Here is a 13,473-nt window from a genome sequence, read left to right on the forward strand (position 1 = left end):
CATCTATTAAGCGGCGGAGACAACCTTTGCTGCATTCTTCCGGTCTGTTTTGCGGGTACTGACTTTTATGCAATGATACAGGATTTCGCATCCTGGTATTGCAAACAGGGAACCAATCGTTTAACCATAAAACAGTAATGATGAAAAAATTTCAATTAGCAGGCTTTTTATTCTTCGCAATGGCGCTGATCTCCTGCAGTACTACCAAAAAAACAGTAAACACTATAGAAAAAAATGAAGATGCCCAAAAACAACTGGAGCATTTTCCAAAAGAAAAAAAAGGATATAAGCGGTACGTGATCCTTTTACCAGCTAAAGGTGCATCCGAAGCGGATTTTAAGCTGGAACTGATACCGGGTAAAGTAATGCCTACCGACTGTAATACCCGCTCTCTGAATGGCAAAATCGTTGAAAAAGACGTTCAGGGCTGGGGCTATACCTACTACGAGTTCTCTTCTAACGGAACCGTGGTATCTACGATGATGGCATGCCCGGATGGTAAAAAAACAGAAAAGTTTGTTGGAGCCAAACCCGAGCAAATCCGCTACAACAGCAAACTTCCGGTAGTTGTATTTGTTCCGGACGGATATGCATTAAAATACCGGATCTGGAACGCAGGTGATACCTCGGATGCCAATGTAAAATAAAGCAGGTTCATAAAGCAGTAACCTATAAAAAGCAGCCGCCTCAATATTTTTGAGACGGCTTTTTTTATGTTATGCGCTCCATAAAAGGCAAAAGGTGGATATCCCTGGCGTTAAAAGAGCGGCAGAGATGCTATCCTGGCCACTGGCCATTTATTCGGACTCATTTATTTTCATGGAGCAGTTCGTGGTTAAGACAAACCACACCGGAACTGAATACATGCGTTTTCAGCAGCTTCAAGGATTGTTTTTCCTTAATGCCCTTAAACACCGGGATGCCTTCACCCAGCAAGACCGGATTCACAAAAAGCCAACATTCATCAATGAGGTTTTCTGCCAGAAGCGCATGCGCTGTGCGGGGACTTCCGAATAACAAAATCTCGCCGGTTGTTTCCGCTTTCAGTTTGCGAACCGCGGCGGCAAAGTCTTTTCCGATCACCGTTGTATGGGTAAGTGCTGAAGGATCCAGGGTCGTTGATAATACCACTTTATGTGCACTCTTGTACCAGGCAGCATGCTCCTTATCATGTTTGGTGGCTCCCGGCTGCTCCGCTGCCGTTGGCCAATAACTTTCCATCATCTGAAAAGTAACTCTTCCATATAGCGCTGTATTGGTTTTGGAGATCCGCTCAGCCCCGAAATCAAAAATTTCCTGGTCTACATGAATCCATCCCATTTCACCATTTGTACCGGCGGCAAAGCCATCGAGCGATGTATGCATAAATAATACGATCCTTGACATATTGGGTCCTGTTTAAATTTACGTATGTTTAATAAATGCGATTGTCGGGTGATTGCATTATCGCTGGTGCAAATCTCATAAAATAATCGGTAATAGCGTTGGGCAATTCCGACAAATAGCGGGTAATTCCGACAAATAGCGGTTTGCGGATCCGGATGAACATGTATTAAGAAAAGGCGGCTCCATATTTTGCAACATCTTTTTACTTTTTATGTTTGGGATTTAGACACCAAATGAAAAACAATGTCACATTTTAGAGTCACGAGAAAAAATTTTTTTTTATATATATAAAAACACCCATATTTGTTCCTGTTGTTTTTTATTCTGTTATACTAAACAACAGCTATTAAGAACCTATAAAAATTATTTATGAAGCTAATTCAAAACACAGTGCTTAGCAGCCTCTTGCTTTTTTTTGTATTTACATTTGTTTCCTGTAAAAAAAATGGGAATTATGCTCTTCAAGATGAAACACCTGACAGCAATTCTCCCGGCTTTTTAGTTTTACGAAATGGTGAGGAATTAAGTAATTTGATTTCAAAGGTTTCCAAAATGTCTGATAGTTCATATCAGGAGTGGAAAAAAGAAAATCAACTTAAGATCACTCTGTATGACAGATATATAGAAACCGCCAACAAGGTAGATCGAAATAAAAATGCTAGCATAGATTCCAATTATTTTTATTTAAAAAATAATATTTTATATAGCAAAAATGGAATACTCCTCGACAGAGTCTTAAATAAGAACGGAGTAATTCAAATTGGAAAATATATTTTAAGATATGTAAACAACAATGTCTTTTATACTACTGCTGGTGCAGCAAATGCACCAGACATAGATCAAAATATGTTATCGAGAAAAACAGAGAATATGTTTAAAAAAGCTGAGCCATTCGACGTCAAACGGGTTAATAAGTCCAAATCGTTGGAGCCTGGACAAAAATTAATGAGTGCAGCCAGCAATGTTCTTATGACGGGCATTGATCATCGAATAGCTGATCCACAAACCGGAAATCAATTCAACTATGAATTAAAATACCAAGAGGATAATATCGGGCCCATGTATCGGTATCGGACCTGGTTATTTGAAAACTTTATTATTTACCCAACCGGAAACACAGGGCAAAATGGACTCCCCATCTGGAATGTCTCTTATCGGCTTTATCTTCAATATGGTCTGCAAAAAAATGCAGGATTTGGATGGGCGAATGCTGGTTGTACTGCTGGCCTCAGTTACTTCCACATAGAGTCCTTAAGCAAAATGACACCAGCTGGGGATGCTGTGTATGAGGGATTTTATTATTATCCAGGAACGATTCAGAATCCCAGTGAGCTTTCTAACAATCCCATTTATGTAACTTCCACACAATTTAATTTTACCGACGACTCAGGTCTTGGCGGCTTAGCAACATTTGGCGAATATCCAACATGGGAAATATATAAAACAGACAGCGATGTACCCACAGTTTCTAAGTCCAATAGAGGTGGCGCAACATACAGTATTTACCTTTTCACCGGGCGTTTTAAACTAGATATAAAACATTACAGAGAACCGGCACTTGGGTTCTCGCTTGGAAATAAAGATTTTTATTACGAATTTCAATAAATTAAAATTTTCTTACTCAGACCGATCACTCCAATATTTTATTGGAGTGATCGGTCTGACTGCTTATAATCAAATAAATTCATATAAATGTATAAAAAAAGCCGCCTTTGAAGGCGGCTTCCTAAGTATAAGAACCAGACTAAAAAATTTATTTTACAGAAGGGATCGGTGTACCGGTACGTCTTTCCAGGCTTACCTTCGTATTACTGAATGCCTTTGCATATCCTTCCTGATCCTCTCTCCGGATTACGGCATTGATCGCATCATTTTTATAGTCGAAGAACGCATCCACCTCTAAACGGATATTGAATCCGGCGGTTTTATTATACAGGGTCCGGCCGCCGCCCACCGAAAAATCGCCGTAGATCACGTCCTTCATTCTAGGCCAGTAATAACTATCTTTTTCCTGGCTGAAAACAACAGCGTAAGAACCATCATAATCCATCCGGACCACGGAATAAGGCGATCCCACTTCGGAAATATATTCTGTAATTCCGGTCTCATTCTGAAAGCGGTCATCATCCCGATAATGATCCCGTTTGGAACAACTCGCCAAAACAACAACGGCCAAAACCGATACGATTGAAAATGTAAGAACCCGTTTCATGGTAGTTAAAGTTTAATTGTTTATATATTCGTGATTGAATGTCTTTGATATATAGAAGCCAGATCGGTTATAAAAATTGCATGGGGTTTGTTAAAAAACAGATAAAAGCAGCCGGGCCTATCGAGTATAAAATTCCCGGCCTCAAACCTTAAAACTTATCGTAATTTTGCATTTCAATTTTTTACATGAAACCCTTCTTTTTCGCATTCCTTATGCTATCACTGGCGGCTACCATGAACGCTGCGTTCGGTCAGTATCTTGTAGTAGGTACCTATACCCATCAAAACAGCAGCAGTAAAGGCATTTATATTTATGACTTTGATCCAAAAACGGGAGACCTGAAAATTGCCGGTGAAACAACAACGGCAAACCCTTCTTACCAGGTAATAGCGGCCAGCCGGCATTTTGTTTATTCGGTGAATGAAACCCGTGATGGCGGGATTAGTGCTTTTTCCATTGATCCCAATACCGGTACACTGACCTTGCTGAATTCCGTAAAAAGCATGGGCGACGATCCCTGTTACCTGGAAATTGACCGGAGCGGTAAATGGCTGTTTGTTTCCAACTATTCCAGCGGCAGCTTCGCCATCTACCATATTCAAAAAGACGGATCACTGGGTAGCCTGTCGCAGGTTATCCAACACGAGGGCAGCGGGCCCGACAGCTCTCGGCAACAGGCGCCCCATGTACATAGCACCACCATTGCACCCGATAACCGGTTTGTGTTCGTGTGCGACCTGGGCACCGATAAAATTGTAACGTATCCTTTCAACGCAACAACCGGTAAAGTAGATACCGCAAAGGCATTTTTTACGCGCACAGCACCTGGAGCCGGCCCCCGGCATATGGTCATATCAAACAATAAAAAGTTTGTTTACAATGTAGATGAAATGTTTGGTACTGTAAACGTTTATACCCTCCGAAAAGGAAGACTGCAACCATTGCAAACGGAAAATGCATTGAACGCTGAAAAAGGGAAAGCCGCGGGCGCAGACATCCATCTTTCCCCCAACGGCCAATTCCTTTATGTATCCCAACGCAGTAACAGCACGATTGAAGTGTATAAAACAGACCGCAAAACCGGAAAGATCCGTTTTGTGGGCTGCCAGTCTACCAACGGCAACTTCCCCCGGAATTTCACCATTCATCCTTCCGGGCGCTGGCTGATTGCCGCCAACCAGAAAAGCGACAATATCACTGTTTTTAAAATCGATCCGGAAACCGGTATGCCGGAACCTACCGGTAAAGAAATAAAAACCGGCATTCCTGTATCCTTAAAATGGGTATTAAAATAGCGCCGCCGCCAGCAAATCCGTTGCTGTTAAATAGCGCCGAGCAGAATATTCTTATAAAGTATAGACGTAATGACCAGGCCCCAATGCGGGACGATAGGCATTGGAATTATCAGACGGCTGCGATCACCTCTTTTAATGCAAGATTTTTAATATCCTCCAGCCGCATAACGGTTTCGGTTAACCGATGCTTGGGGATACCGATATCCATTACACAAAACAACTGAAGTTCCTGTTTAATAATGGTGCAGTCAAACTGTTTTACCACATTCATCACTTCGTTAAGCTGGGTATAATCAAACTGAAGGTGAAATGTTTTCAGCACGGGTTTGCGTACCAGATGCGTTACCTGTAATGCCATCGCTGCGGCGGATTTATAGGCATTGATGAGCCCCGGAACCCCCAACAGCGTTCCGCCAAAATAGCGCACCACAATGATCAGTGCATCCGTTACCTGCCGGCTATCGATCTGCCCCAATATAGGTCTGCCCGCTGTTCCGGATGGTTCCCCGGCGTCGCTTACGCGGAAGGTATTGCCATCCGTTCCCAGGCGATAGGCAAAACAATGATGGTTGGCCTTGGGATGTTCTTTCTTTACGGCAGCCAGTATGCTTTTAAACTCTTCGGTATTTTTAAGCGGATAGGCTATGGCAATAAAACGGCTTCCCCGGTCCTTAAATTCTGCCTGCCCGCTGGTTTCAATGGTTTGATAGTAGTTCCCCTGCTCCATCTTAAACTATAAACTGATTATGTATATTCTTATAAACGGTTATTTCATCGGTATCGATCGTGCTTGTTTGCAGGAGCGCCTGTTGCCTTAACAAAGGCGCCCGCAATCCGCCGCCTGCGATCATAGCGGTGTTGGTAATGACTCTGGCTTCATCCCATACGCCGGCATCCACGAAGGATTGCAGCAGCTGACGACCGCCTTCTACAAAAACGCTCTGGATCTGCCGCTCAAATAAAATATCCAGCATGCCCGCCACCAGGTCCGCTTCTGCCACAGGGATCCATTCAGCTAACCCCTGCTGCCGGGCCTGCCCATGGGTAAATATCCAGGTGGTATTTCCTGAATGCAACAACTTCAACACTCCTGGTAAATTACCGGAGCCGGATACTACGATCTTTACCGGCGTTTTTCCAAACCAGTGCCGGTTATCCAGCAGGGGATCATCTTTGATGGCGGTCGAAGCGCCTACCATAATGGCGGCTTCTTCGGAACGCCAGCGGTGCACCAGCCGGTCGGTTACAGGGTTGGTGATCTTTAACCGTTCTGTACCGCCGGAACCCATGATCCCATCCCTTGTCTGCGCCCATTTCAAAATTATATATGGGCGTTTTAATCCATGAAAGGTAAAAAAGCGCTTATTGAGCGTTATGGCTTCCTTTGTGGCAATCTGTTCGATCACTTCCACGCCGGCATTTCGCAACTTTTCAATGCCCTTGCCGTTAACGGCCTCAAAACTATCGCGGCAGCCTATCACTACCCTTGGAATCCGGTGCCGGATGATCAGGTCTGCACAGGGAGGCGTTTTACCGTAGTGTGCGCAGGGCTCCAGTGACACATAAAGGGTCGCTTTTTCAATAAGCCCGGCATGCTGCTCCAGCGCATTCTCAATACAATGTACTTCTGCATGCGCCTCTCCATACCGCTGATGATATCCTTCCCCGATGATCTGGTTCTCGTATACCAATACGGCACCCACCATCGGGTTGGGCGCCACGTTTCCTGCGCCCAGCTTTGCCAGCTGAAAACAACGCCTGAGATAGATGTTATGTATTCCAGTATCCATTTTTGCAAAAGTAAAAGAATTAAGTTTGCAGCATGTCTTTAAAAAACATAGAAAAGAGCTTTGTAAAGGACCTGGAGGTGCTTTATCCGGAGAACGAGGCGCGACAAATCTGGTATTTGGCCGTTGAAAATCTTACCGGGTTTGATTTACGAACAAACAGAAGCCAGCGCTTTAACCCAGACCCCTGTATGCTGAATATGTTGGAGGCGATCAAAAAACGGCTGCTGAAAGCTGAGCCCATCCAATATATTCTAAACGAAGCCTGGTTTTATGATATTCCCCTTTTTGTAAATAAGCAGGTACTGATTCCGCGGCCGGAAACAGAAGAACTGGTTGAACTGATTATTCGCGAGTACCAGTCCTTACCCCCGGTACGCATACTGGATATCGGCACCGGAAGTGGTTGTATTCCCGTTACTTTAAAAAGAAAGCTTCCGGAAGCAATAGTTACCGCCTGTGATATCAGCTCCAATGCCCTGGCAGTGGCCCGTAAAAACGCGGCGAAATATCAGCTGGACATCCGCTTTATAGAGATCGACTTTTTAGAGGAAACCAACTGGACACAGCTTCCCCGGGTTGAGGTACTGGTAAGCAACCCTCCTTATATTCCTGTTGCCGATAAAACATCCATGCACAAAAATGTATTGGACCACGAACCAGAGCTGGCGCTATTTGTGCCCGATGAGGAGCCCCTGTTATTCTACCGGAAAATAGCAGACGCGGCTCAGTCTATCCTTGTACCGGAAGGTCAGATCTACCTGGAAGTGCATGAACGGCTGGCTGAAGAAACCCGGCAACTTTTTGAGGCAAGAGGCTTCTTTGCATGGATTAAAACAGATATGCAGGGAAAACAGCGGTTTGTGGTGGCCCGCTTTGCAGGTGACACTGATCGTCTATAACTCTTAGTTGCCTTTCTTTAACGTATCTGTACCGGAGGGGCGCATCATCATGGCCTGGAATTGTTTCATGGTATGTTCCATTCCCTCTGTGCTTCCATCCAGGAAAATAACATTTCCTTTCCCATATTCTGCAAAGTTCTTGATGGCTTCGGTCCACATGCTGAACAAGATGAAATTCGTATCCAGGTTGGCCTGGCGCAGTTCTACCGCTGCAGACGACACGCCTTTTGCCACTTCTTCGCGGAACAGGGCAATCCCCTGCCCTCTCAGCCGCGCAGCTTCGCGCTCAGCTTCAGCACTGATCTTGATTGCGTTTCCCTCCGCCTCGGCTGATTTGGTCTTCGTGATCAACAAGGCCTGACCTTCATTTTCCGCTGCTGCCTTAAGGTTATTACTGGCCACTACCTTGCTCATGGAGTCCAATATCATTTTGTCGAAGGTAATATCGTTGATTTGCAGGTCGAGCAGATGGTAGCCCCATTCTTCAAGGGTATGATCAATTTCTACTTTTACATATTGTACAATTTCACGGCGTAGCCCAAGCACTTCCGCCTGTTTTTTTGTAGCAACAAAAGCCCGGATATTCCCCTCAATGGTACGAACCAGCGCCTGCATGAGGTTCCGTTCATCAATAAATTTGAAGGCTACTTTTTTTACGGTTTCCTCCAGTTCATTTTGTACGGCATATAGCAACATGCTTTTAAAATACACGTTGGCCTGATCCTGGGTTACCGCCTGAAACTCGAGTTCTACAGACCGGTTCTGAACAGAAACCCGCCGGTAGACTCTTTCAATGAAAGGAATTTTTATATTTAAACCCGGCCTTACAATGCGGCGGTATTTTCCAAACATGGTGATCACGCCGATATAACCCTGGTTTATGGTAAACAACCCGCTGAGCACTACAAGTAAAAGAATGATGACCCACCAAAAGTTTGCAAGGAATTCCATAACAATAATTTATTTTTATAAAGGTACGCATTAACCCATATGCGCGGTCAAGCTTTTTATCTCCCTGAATCAGGCGGGTTCTTACCATAAAAGCACTCCCGCAGCTGAACTTCCTGAAATCCGTTACGTGTGTATTTGTTTTTGCAACGCTTGGAATACCGGGAGATCAGGAGCCTGCTTTTTCTTCCCATACCTGCACCAGGTGGATCAGCGTTTCAACAGATTTTTGCATATCCTGGATGCTCACGTATTCATGTTTACCGTGGAACGCCATTTCCCCGGTGAAAATGTCCGGGAAAGGAATGCCCATAAAAGATAACCGAGAGCCATCTGTGCCACCTCTCGCACTGCCTTTCTTAAAAACAACACCGCTCCGCTCCATAGCGATCTTTACATATTCCCCTATCTGAGGATGCAGATCCACTACCTCTTTCATATTCCGGTACTGCTCCCGGCTTTCAAATTCATACCGGCTTCCCGGGTACCTGCCGGTGGCCTGCCTGGCAAATTGCTCCAGCCGGGCCTCGTGTAATTTCAGTTGCGCCGTTTCAAAATCCCGGACAATAAAACTCAGAGAGGCTTTTTCTGCTCCGCCTTCGATGTGAACGGGATGTACAAATCCTTCGCGGTCTTCTGTGGTCTCTGGACTAAAGCCATCCTTTGGCAGCAGATCCAGGAAGGTGCCCGCAACTTTTATAGCGTTGATAAGTTTATCCTTGGCATAGCCGGGATGAATGCTGTTTCCAAAAAAATGAATGGTAACACCATTGGCACTAAACGTCTCGTCCGTATAACTGCCTCTTTCACCTCCGTCGAGTGTATACCCAAAATCGGCACCCAGCTTCTCCAGGTCTACATGATCAACTCCGCGACCGATCTCCTCATCCGGCGTAAACAAAATTTTGATGGTTCCATGTTTTACGTCCGGATGCATGGTCAGGTAATAGGCCAGGTCCATAATAATGGCTACACCGGCTTTGTCATCGGCTCCCAGAAGTGTGGTACCGGATGCCGTGATGATATCTTCGCCCCGTTTCGTTTTCAAATAAGGGTGGTCTCCCGGTCGTATGATTTGCCGGGGGTCATCTGGCAATACAATATCTCTGCAATCATAGTTTTGATGTACAATGGGTTTCACATCTTTACCTGAACAATCGGAAGAAGTGTCAACATGACTGCAAAAGCAGATCACCGGAACCTGCTTCTCGGTATTTGCCGGTATGGTAGCATATACATAGCCAAAATCATCCAGAATAGCATCCGTTATGCCCATTGCTTTTAATTCTTCAACCAGGATCTTACTTAAGTCCTTTTGCCGGGCTGTAGAGGGCACTGTATCTGATTGGGGATCGCTTTGGGTGTCAATCGTAACATACTTTAAAAAACGGTCAGAAACCGTAAAATTATAGGTCATGGTCGCTAATTCAATAAACAACAAAGGTACTTAAAAAATCAATATGCATCCACAAAAAACAAACATTATCAGCATATTATCGAAAACAGTTGAAATAAAAATAAACACAAAAGCAGCTCTGAAGCTGCTTTTAATCAAATGGAATATTGCCGGTTGTTAAGGCATAATGATCAAGGGGCTTCCGCCTTCTATTTCTACCAGTTCCAGGTCGAAAACAAGATCTTTTCCCGCAAGGGGGTGATTGGCATCCAACACAATTTTATCATCGGTTATCTCTTTTACAGTCACCTGAAATTGCTGTCCCTGAGGATCGCTCATTACCAGGGGCATTCCTACTTCCACTTCCATATCCTGGGGCAGGCGGTCCTTTGGCATTTCGATGATCATATCCGGGTTTACTGGTCCGTAAGCCTCTTCTGCAGGAATGGTAATGGTCTTTTTATCACCAACAGCCATACCGGTAACCCCATCATCGAACCCTTTGATCACCATGCCGCTCCCGATCTCAAATGGCAGCGGATCCCGGCCTTCGGAAGAATCGAATGTTTCCCCGGTGGTCAGTTTTCCGTGGTAGTGAACCTTTACTTTATCGCCTTTTTTTGCTTGTTGCATTGATTGAATTTAAAATGAATAAACTGATTTGTGGGCAAGGTAGGTTTTTTTATGCAGATGCCATAATTTGAAATCCCGCTGCTCTTTCCCGATTCAACTATTTCTTTGGAAATCCCGGGCTTTTCATTACCTCTTCGATCTGCAGCGTGTGTCGCTCGCTGTGCGCCGCCAGCAACAGGAACCCCTGGAACACGTTGAGGGTTCCTGCAGGAGTTTGCATATAGTGTGTTTCCATCGGTTCCTGTGTTGTTCTCAGGAACTGGATGATTGAATCTCTTTTTGAAACATACGCTGCCAACGCCTCTTTCGCACCGGTAAACTGGTTACCAGGCCGCAAAACCTCCGGGGCCTGCGCCTTTTTAGACCGGTCGGTTACTCCCGCAATTAGTTGCTCATTGGTAAGTGGCCTTTCCGGCATTATCAACATAGCTGAATCATTTTTAAGCGTCATCATGCACCACTGCCATATTCCGTTTTCTGCCAATGCAATATGTTCAATACATTGAGCAACGGACCAGCGTGTGGAATCCGGTTTGTAATTCAACTGCGCATCACTTAGCTTTTGTACATCGTTCAGCAGCCGCTGCTTTGTTTTCAGAAAATAATCGATCGCAAACTTCCGGTCTGCCGGCGTGATCTCTTTTTTCTCAGAACCTGCAAAGCCGCTGATAAGGATAAATGATAAACCCAGGAATAGCTGTTTCATAAAATAATTTTAAGTGATTGAAATGATAAGTGGCAGGAATATAAAACAAGCCGGTTCAGCGACCCTTTGCCAGGAGAACAGGAAACGTATCACTCCCTTCCGGTTTGGTTACCTAAAGATAGACGATTTACCATTATTTTTGCGGGATGATGTTGAATGAGCAGGCAAAAAATTTACGGATCGTATTTATGGGAACACCGGAATTTGCGGTTGCAAGTTTGGATGCTCTCGTCAGGGCGGGAAGCACCATCGTGGGAGTGATCACCGCCCCGGACAAACCGGCCGGAAGAGGCATGGAGTTGCAGCAAAGTGCTGTCAAAAAATACGCCCTGGAGCATCAGTTGCCGGTGCTGCAGCCGGAGAGGCTGAAGAATCCGGAATTTTTGAATGCCCTGCGGAATCTAAATGCAGATCTCCAGATCTGTGTCGCCTTCCGGATGTTGCCGGAAATAGTATGGAACATGCCGCCTATGGGCACCATTAACCTGCATGGCTCCCTGCTGCCACAATACCGGGGCGCAGCGCCGATTAACTGGGCAGTGATCAACGGCGAAAAAGAAACGGGGGTTACCACGTTTAAACTGCAACACGAGATTGATACAGGGAACGTTTTGTTGCAGGACCGCTTTCCTATCGGCGCGGAAGACACGGCCGGAACAGTGCACGACACGATGAAGGAAATTGGCGCCCGCCTGCTGGTAAGAACGGTGCAGGGACTGGCAGACGGCACCCTTATAGAAACGCCTCAGCAAACACCGGCCGGTATAGAGCTGCACCACGCCCCAAAGATCTTTACCGAAACCTGCCAGATCGATTTTAATCAACCGGTTACCTGTGTATATAACCTGGTCAGAGGACTTTCTCCTTACCCGGGAGCCTTCACTTTTTTTAATGAGAAAAAATTGAAGATCTTCAGCGCAACCGCAAAAACAGCAACACCTGGCATCCCGGCGGGGGAATATGTAACGGACAGAAAAACGCAACTTTCCTTTGCCTGCTCCGATGGATTCCTTGAAGTAAAAGAAATACAACTGGAAGGGAAAAAACGAATGACAATAGCCGATTTTTTGCGCGGCTACCAGTTTAAATAATCATGCCGTATTACCAGGAATGATTCTTAGCTGCAGGCATCCGCAAATAAAAACCTGCTTTGTCCCTGCATAGTTTAGCATAAAGTTTGTAGCGTTACAGGCATATGGGAATCCTCTATTTCTAAAAGCCCAACTATGAAAAAAGCATATACACTGATCCTGTTTTTCTACATCATTGCATTCGCTATTGTTTTCGCATTCGTAAAGTTAAGCCCGGATCATGGCGATGGCACACCGGGGCTCGGCAGCACTGCACTAATCTTTTTTATGGTATTGATTGCCCTGCTGGTAATCATTAATATCATTAAAGGGTTTACAACAGGAAGAAGCTTTTTTCTTGTTGCGCTGCTGCACGCGCTTGCATTATTTCTGATCTATTTCGGATTATTATATCGCTGATTTCAGCCTTTGTAATTTCTTTTTAGAAAATCATATGCCGTTTGCACTTCAAGAATTGAAAAGTAAAAGTCCCTCGTATTTTCGGTTATAATATGTGTACAGCCGGCATTATATGCCGCAAAATACTGCAATCCGTCTTCAAAGTCAGTTACATGTTTATCCATTGCGGCCTGCTGTACTTCTTTAGTGCCGCACTCTGCAACAAAAAAACGTGCTGCCAGCATTCCTATCCGTTCTTTTGCGGACCGGGCGCCATGTTTCTTTTCCGCAAAATAATAAGTGATTGCTAAACTTACCGACGTGGTCACTAACTGATATCCCTTCGCTGACGCCCAGCTTAAAACACGAGAAGCATAGGTAAACAATGGGTATTCCTTATTGATTACAGCAACCAGGATATTGGCGTCTATAAATAACTTCATTGCAATGGTTATTTATGACGTTTATAATACGCTGCTTTTTGCTTTTTGCCAAGTGGTTTGGCATTGTAAGCAGCAGGCCCTTCCGCCACCATGCTTACCCAATCTTCAATAGGAATGTGCTCAATGTTGTGATGCTGACCGCTAGCTATAACCTTTTGTAAAAGCAATTCTACAAGTCGGGAGAGACTTAACCCCTGGGAAGCAGCATATGTCTTTGCATCCTCAATGACAACACGGTTAAAACTTAAGGTAATTTTGGCGTCCATGGTTTTATATTTATACGACAAATCTAAAAA

Annotated in this window: 16 protein-coding genes; 6 read left to right on the forward strand and 10 right to left on the reverse strand. The window is 44.7% G+C overall.

The window, feature by feature from the left end; translation table 11 throughout:
* The first annotated feature begins 140 nt into the window (after positions 1 to 140).
* The gene (locus LL912_RS06575; protein WP_235552781.1) at positions 141 to 647 is read left to right on the forward strand and encodes an ecotin; all 507 of its coding nucleotides are present in this window, start codon (positions 141 to 143) and stop codon (positions 645 to 647) included.
* Positions 648 to 807: 160 nt separating this feature from the next.
* Here the strand turns inward: LL912_RS06575 and LL912_RS06580 are convergent, their stop codons facing one another.
* The gene (locus tag LL912_RS06580; RefSeq protein WP_235552782.1) at positions 808 to 1,386 is read right to left on the reverse strand and encodes a dihydrofolate reductase family protein; all 579 of its coding nucleotides are present in this window, start codon (positions 1,384 to 1,386) and stop codon (positions 808 to 810) included.
* Between the two features lie 369 nt (positions 1,387 to 1,755).
* Here LL912_RS06580 and LL912_RS06585 point away from each other — a divergent pair, with 369 nt between their 5' ends.
* The gene (locus LL912_RS06585) at positions 1,756 to 2,991 is read left to right on the forward strand and encodes a hypothetical protein (RefSeq protein WP_235552783.1); all 1,236 of its coding nucleotides are present in this window, start codon (positions 1,756 to 1,758) and stop codon (positions 2,989 to 2,991) included.
* A gap of 148 nt (positions 2,992 to 3,139) precedes the next feature.
* On the opposite strand, the gene LL912_RS06590 is transcribed toward LL912_RS06585, so the two are convergent.
* A complete protein-coding gene (locus LL912_RS06590; protein WP_235552784.1) occupies positions 3,140 to 3,598 on the reverse strand; it encodes a hypothetical protein in 459 nt (152 codons plus the stop codon).
* A gap of 185 nt (positions 3,599 to 3,783) precedes the next feature.
* Here LL912_RS06590 and LL912_RS06595 point away from each other — a divergent pair, with 185 nt between their 5' ends.
* Positions 3,784 to 4,893 (forward strand): lactonase family protein, encoded by a 1,110-nt coding sequence (locus LL912_RS06595; RefSeq protein WP_235552785.1) that lies wholly within the window; start codon positions 3,784 to 3,786, stop codon positions 4,891 to 4,893.
* 109 nt (positions 4,894 to 5,002) lie between these two features.
* Here LL912_RS06595 and LL912_RS06600 read toward each other — a convergent pair whose 3' ends face one another.
* Both LL912_RS06600 and ribD read right to left on the reverse strand, forming a co-directional pair.
* Positions 5,003 to 5,620: an IMPACT family protein gene (locus LL912_RS06600; protein ID WP_235552786.1), complete on the reverse strand. Its 618-nt coding sequence runs from the start codon at positions 5,618 to 5,620 to the stop codon at positions 5,003 to 5,005.
* Between the two features lies 1 nt (position 5,621).
* Complete coding sequence (gene ribD / locus LL912_RS06605) at positions 5,622 to 6,683, reverse strand: bifunctional diaminohydroxyphosphoribosylaminopyrimidine deaminase/5-amino-6-(5-phosphoribosylamino)uracil reductase RibD (protein WP_235552787.1); 1,062 nt, start codon at positions 6,681 to 6,683, stop codon at positions 5,622 to 5,624.
* A gap of 32 nt (positions 6,684 to 6,715) precedes the next feature.
* On the opposite strand from ribD, the gene prmC reads away from it, so the two are divergent.
* The gene (gene prmC / locus LL912_RS06610; protein WP_235552788.1) at positions 6,716 to 7,582 is read left to right on the forward strand and encodes a peptide chain release factor N(5)-glutamine methyltransferase; all 867 of its coding nucleotides are present in this window, start codon (positions 6,716 to 6,718) and stop codon (positions 7,580 to 7,582) included.
* 3 nt (positions 7,583 to 7,585) lie between these two features.
* Here the strand turns inward: prmC and LL912_RS06615 are convergent, their stop codons facing one another.
* The 4 genes from LL912_RS06615 to LL912_RS06630 all read right to left on the reverse strand — a co-directional run bounded on the left by LL912_RS06615 (position 7,586) and on the right by LL912_RS06630 (position 11,265).
* Positions 7,586 to 8,533 (reverse strand): SPFH domain-containing protein, encoded by a 948-nt coding sequence (locus tag LL912_RS06615; protein ID WP_235552789.1) that lies wholly within the window; start codon positions 8,531 to 8,533, stop codon positions 7,586 to 7,588.
* Between the two features lie 166 nt (positions 8,534 to 8,699).
* Entirely contained in the window at positions 8,700 to 9,947 is a 1,248-nt protein-coding gene (gene pepT / locus LL912_RS06620; RefSeq protein ID WP_235552790.1) for a peptidase T, read from the reverse strand.
* Positions 9,948 to 10,103: 156 nt separating this feature from the next.
* Positions 10,104 to 10,559, reverse strand: coding sequence for an FKBP-type peptidyl-prolyl cis-trans isomerase (locus tag LL912_RS06625; protein ID WP_223712241.1), 456 nt, complete (start codon positions 10,557 to 10,559; stop codon positions 10,104 to 10,106).
* Positions 10,560 to 10,656: 97 nt separating this feature from the next.
* Positions 10,657 to 11,265 carry a DinB family protein gene (locus LL912_RS06630; protein WP_235552791.1) on the reverse strand — a complete coding sequence of 203 codons (609 nt, stop codon included), beginning with the start codon at positions 11,263 to 11,265 and terminating at the stop codon, positions 10,657 to 10,659.
* Positions 11,266 to 11,411: 146 nt separating this feature from the next.
* Between LL912_RS06630 and fmt the strand changes: the two genes are divergently transcribed.
* Together fmt and LL912_RS06640 are read left to right on the forward strand one after the other, a co-directional pair.
* Positions 11,412 to 12,356, forward strand: coding sequence for a methionyl-tRNA formyltransferase (gene fmt, locus LL912_RS06635; protein ID WP_235552792.1), 945 nt, complete (start codon positions 11,412 to 11,414; stop codon positions 12,354 to 12,356).
* Between the two features lie 135 nt (positions 12,357 to 12,491).
* A complete protein-coding gene (locus LL912_RS06640) occupies positions 12,492 to 12,755 on the forward strand; it encodes a hypothetical protein (RefSeq protein WP_235552793.1) in 264 nt (87 codons plus the stop codon).
* Between the two features lie 2 nt (positions 12,756 to 12,757).
* Here the strand turns inward: LL912_RS06640 and LL912_RS06645 are convergent, their stop codons facing one another.
* Together LL912_RS06645 and LL912_RS06650 are read right to left on the reverse strand one after the other, a co-directional pair.
* The gene (locus tag LL912_RS06645; protein WP_235552794.1) at positions 12,758 to 13,177 is read right to left on the reverse strand and encodes a type II toxin-antitoxin system VapC family toxin; all 420 of its coding nucleotides are present in this window, start codon (positions 13,175 to 13,177) and stop codon (positions 12,758 to 12,760) included.
* Positions 13,178 to 13,185: 8 nt separating this feature from the next.
* Positions 13,186 to 13,443 carry a DUF6364 family protein gene (locus tag LL912_RS06650; RefSeq protein ID WP_235552795.1) on the reverse strand — a complete coding sequence of 86 codons (258 nt, stop codon included), beginning with the start codon at positions 13,441 to 13,443 and terminating at the stop codon, positions 13,186 to 13,188.
* Between the last annotated feature and the right edge of the window lie 30 nt (positions 13,444 to 13,473).

Source organism: Niabella agricola (assembly GCF_021538615.1).
Lineage (GTDB): Bacteria > Bacteroidota > Bacteroidia > Chitinophagales > Chitinophagaceae > Niabella > Niabella agricola.